This window comes from Mesorhizobium sp. M7A.F.Ca.US.006.04.2.1 (genome assembly GCF_004022915.1).
Taxonomy (GTDB): domain Bacteria; phylum Pseudomonadota; class Alphaproteobacteria; order Rhizobiales; family Rhizobiaceae; genus Mesorhizobium; species Mesorhizobium ciceri.
Map to the genome: position 1 here is coordinate 1 of NZ_RZQA01000594.1, position 4,051 is coordinate 4,051.

Here is a 4,051-nt window from a genome sequence, read left to right on the forward strand (position 1 = left end):
TTCGACAGCCTCGGCGAAGGCGGCGTTCTCCGAAAGGAAACCATAGCCAGGATGGATCGCGCCCGCGCCGGTGAGTTGCGCGGCCGCGATGATCTCGGCGATGTTGAGATAGCTCTCCGTCGCGGCAGCCGGTCCGATGCAGATCGCCTTGTCCGCCAGTGCGACATGGCGAAGGCTTGCATCGGCCTCCGAGTGCGCCGCCACCGTTTTCAATCCGAGATCGCGGCAGGCGCGCAGGATGCGCAGCGCGATTTCACCGCGGTTGGCGATCAGGACGGTATCGAACATCGCCCTCAGCCCTCATCTTCCAGCACGAACAGCACGTCGCCGGACTGCACCGCTGCATGGTCGTCGAACGCGATCTGGACGATCCGCCCAGCGCGATCGGATTCCACGACATTGAACGTCTTCATGGCTTCGAGGACACCGATTTTCTGCCCCTCCGCGACCACATCGCCAACGGCAACCAGCGGCGGTTCGCCTTCGGTGCCGGAGCGGTAGAACACGCCCGTCAGCGGCGCGCGGATCGAATGGCGTGCGATGGGCAGAGATGTCGACGTCTGATCTGGGGAACGGACCGTTACGTCAGGCCCAGGCTGCACCTGCGACGCGGATTGCGCCGACGCCGTAGGCCTGGACATGCGGACGCGAACGCCGTCGCGCTCGATCTCCAGTTCGGCAATGGGCGAACGCGAGACAAATTCGATCAGCTTCTGGACGAGCTCGAGATCCATCGCCGGCCCTACCGCAGCGCTTCGACAGCCTCGGCGATGCGTCCGATCGCTTTTTCGATCAGGTCCATCGACGTGGCTATGGAAATGCGGAAATGCGGCGACAGGCCGTAGGCAGAGCCCTGCACCACCGCGACTCGCGCCTGATCGAGTAGGTAGAGCGAGAAGTCGTCGTCGCTGCCGATGGGAGTGCCGTCGGGGCGGCGACGGCCGATCAGGCCCGAGCAGTTGGGATAGAGATAGAAGGCGCCCTCGGGCGTCTGGCAGGTGAGGCCGGGAATCTTGCGCAGCAGTTCCAGAGCGCGGTCGCGCCGAGCCTGGAATTCGAGCGCCCGAGGGCGAAGAAAGTCCTGGGGACCTTCCAGAGCGGCAATGGTCGCGGCCTGCGAGATGGATGACGGGTTCGACGTGCTTTGGCTCTGCACGGTCGCCATGGCGCGGATCAGCGCTTCCGGCCCGCCGGCATAGCCGATCCGCCAGCCGGTCATGGCATAGGCCTTCGATACCCCGTTCACTGTGAGCGTACGGTCCTTCAGCCGCGGCTCGACGCCGGCGATGGTATGGAAGGTACGTCCATCGAACAGGATATGCTCGTAGATGTCATCGGTCAGCACGTGGACGTGGCGCTGGTCGAGCAGTACTTCGGCGAGGCCAGCGAGTTCGTCGCGGCTGTAGACGGCGCCTGTCGGGTTGGATGGCGTGTTGAGCAGAAGCCACTTGGTGCGCCCGGTGATCGCGGCTCGCAGGGCTTGCGGCGTCAATTTGAAGCCCTGCGCCTCCGTGCAGGGAACGACCACGGGCTTACCTTCGCCGAGCAGGACGATATCGGTGTAGGAAACCCAATAGGGCGCTGGGACAACCACCTCGTCACCCGGGGCCAGCGTTGCCAGCAGGGCGTTGTAGATGATCTGCTTGGCGCCCCCCGCGACGCTTATTTGCGAAGGCTTGTAGTCGAGGCTGTTCTCGCGCCTGAATTTTTCGGCCACCGCCTTCTTCAGCGCGGTGGTGCCGTCGACCGCCGTATAGCGCGTCTCCCCCCTGAGCATCGCCTCGTAGGCCGCCTCGACGATGTGCGGAGGCGTGGGAAAATCCGGCTCGCCGGCGCTCAGGCTGATAACGTCGATGCCGGCCGAGCGCATTTCGATTGCCCGCGCGGTGACCGCCATGCTCGGACTTGGCTTGATGACGTCGAGACGGGGAGCGATGAGGCCCACGGAACAATCCTCGGCATGTAAGATATTTGCTACAGATTGGATAATGTATTCTGACTTTCGCGTCAAACCCCTTTTTCTGCGTCGAAGACCGGGGTATGTCTCATCCTGGAGGTGGGTCGATAGAGGAAAGTATCCAATCCTTGGTCGCCACGGATGATATTCGAAATAGGGAACACGATTGGAATGGGCACAAACTATGATGTGGTGATCGTTGGCGGAGGCGTTGTCGGCAGCTCGATCGCCTACTTCCTGTCAACCAACCCGGATTTCGACGGCAGGATCGCGGTGATCGAGCGGGACCCCTACTACACGGCCTCCTCGTCTTCCTTGTCGACCAGCGCCATCCGCCAGCAGTTCGGCACGGCGCCCAACATCGCGATGTCGAAGTTCAGCATCGACTTCCTGCGCCAGGTGAAGACGCGGCTAGCAATTGGCGACGAGTTGGCCGACATCGGCCTGCATGAGCCCGGTTATCTGGTGCTGGCGACGCCCGAGCGGGCCGACGCGCAGCGTGCCAAGAACCGCGTTCAGCGCAGCATGGGCGTCGACGCCGAACTGATCGAGCAGGTCGATCTGGCGCAACGCTTCCCGTGGCTCAACACGGACGATCTCGCGCTTGGCTCGCTTGGCCTTGGCAGCGAAGGCTGGTTCGACGGTCCTGGCCTGATGCAAGCATTCCGTCGCAAGGCGCGCACACAGGGCGTGGACTATCTTGCCGCGACAGTGACCGGACTGACCATGGCATCTTCCGGCAAGGTGGGTGAAGTGCTGCTGGACAATGGCGACCGGCTTGCCGCCGGCACGGTGATCAACGCGGCCGGGCCATGGAGCGCGGGCATTGCCAGGATGGCCGGCGCCGAACTGCCGGTCGTCCCGAGCAAGCGCTGCGTCTTCGTCTTCGAAACGCCGGCAAGGATCGAAAACTGCCCCTTCATCTTCGACACAAGCGGCCTCTGGCTGCGGCCGGAAGGTCAGCTCTTCCTGTGCGGTGTTCCGCCGGTGCGCGAGAACGAGCCGGACGATTTTGGACTGGATGTGGACTACGACCTGTTCGACGAGTTGATCTGGCCGGCGCTGGCCCATCGTGTGCCCGGCTTCGAGCAATTGCGCATGCTGCGCGCCTGGGCGGGACTCTACGAGTACAACACCTTCGACCACAGCGGCATCATCGGCCGGCATCCTGAGGTCTCGAACTTCATCCTGGCCACCGGCTTCAGCGGCCACGGCATGATGCATGCGGCGGCGACCGGGTCGGGCGTCAGCGACCTCATTGCCTACGGCGAGTACCGCTCCATCGACCTTTCGGCCTTCCGCTACGAACGGATCGCCAGCAATAAGCCTATCGAGGAACATGTCTACTGAAGCGAAACGGGCGACATGGCATCGCAGTGACAACGGTGCTATGCGTCCACTTCTTCAATCAAAACGGCGCCAGTCGACAAACAAGGCGGCCGCCCTAGGCTGATTCATGCTCGTACAGAAGAAAACCATCTCGACCCAGGTCGCCGATGCCATCAGGCAGAAGATCCTGATCGGCGAATACGAGGCCAACTTCCAGCTGCGGCAGGAACATCTGGCCACCGAGTTCGGCGTCAGCCGAATTCCGGTGCGAGAGGCGCTGCATCAGCTTCATTCGGAAGGCTTCGTCACGCTGGTTTCCCACAAGGGCGCCGTCGTCACCTCCATTTCCCTGGACGAGATCCTCGAGCTCTACGAATTGCGGGCCCGGATCGAAACATGGCTATTGGCCCTGGCCATTCCAAGGATGACGGAGGCCGACCTCGCGCTGGCCCGCGAGCGCGCAAAACAGCATCAGGAGCAGGGCAAGACCGGCGAGTACTCGAACCAGCTCAACTGGAATTTCCACGCCGCGCTCTACCAGCCGTCCGGCCGCAAGGCGACGATCGAACTGGTGGGGCGCATCTACCAGCAGCTGGAACGCTACACACGCATGATGGTGACGCTAACCGAGATCCAGGCCCAGTCCGACCGCGACCACTGGCAACTCATCGACCTGTGCGAAGCCAAGGATACGCTGCGCGCCGTCGGCCTGTTGGAAATGCATATCATCACCAGCGGCAAATTCCTGGTCGACCGGCTTCAGGA

At 62.8% G+C, this 4,051-nt stretch carries 5 protein-coding genes; 2 read left to right on the forward strand and 3 right to left on the reverse strand.

The genetic code is table 11. The features are described 5' to 3' along the window. The 3 genes from EN925_RS26005 to EN925_RS26015 all read right to left on the reverse strand — a co-directional run. Positions 1-288, reverse strand: a 288-nt coding sequence (locus EN925_RS26005; RefSeq protein WP_281040662.1) for a biotin carboxylase N-terminal domain-containing protein, incomplete at its 3' end; no start/stop codon positions are given. A 5-nt stretch (positions 289-293) separates the two neighbouring features. Next, positions 294-734, reverse strand: a complete 441-nt coding sequence (locus tag EN925_RS26010) for an acetyl-CoA carboxylase biotin carboxyl carrier protein subunit (protein WP_127384515.1) — start codon at positions 732-734, stop codon at positions 294-296. 8 nt (positions 735-742) lie between these two features. Further along, positions 743-1,945 (reverse strand): pyridoxal phosphate-dependent aminotransferase, encoded by a 1,203-nt coding sequence (locus EN925_RS26015; RefSeq protein ID WP_127368254.1) that lies wholly within the window; start codon positions 1,943-1,945, stop codon positions 743-745. 183 nt (positions 1,946-2,128) lie between these two features. Between EN925_RS26015 and EN925_RS26020 the strand changes: the two genes are divergently transcribed. Further along, positions 2,129-3,307, forward strand: a complete 1,179-nt coding sequence (locus EN925_RS26020; RefSeq protein WP_127368253.1) for an FAD-binding oxidoreductase — start codon at positions 2,129-2,131, stop codon at positions 3,305-3,307. Between the two features lie 106 nt (positions 3,308-3,413). Next, positions 3,414-4,051: GntR family transcriptional regulator (locus EN925_RS26025; protein WP_164894387.1), on the forward strand; the 638-nt coding region annotated here is incomplete at its 3' end.

Excerpts from the sequence above, each read along its gene's own strand:
- EN925_RS26010 (WP_127384515.1), bottom strand. The coding sequence starts at position 734 with ATGGATCTCGAGCTCGTCCAGAAGCTGATCGAATTTGTCTCGCGTTCG.
- EN925_RS26020 (WP_127368253.1), top strand. The coding sequence starts at position 2,129 with ATGGGCACAAACTATGATGTGGTGATCGTTGGCGGAGGCGTTGTCGGC.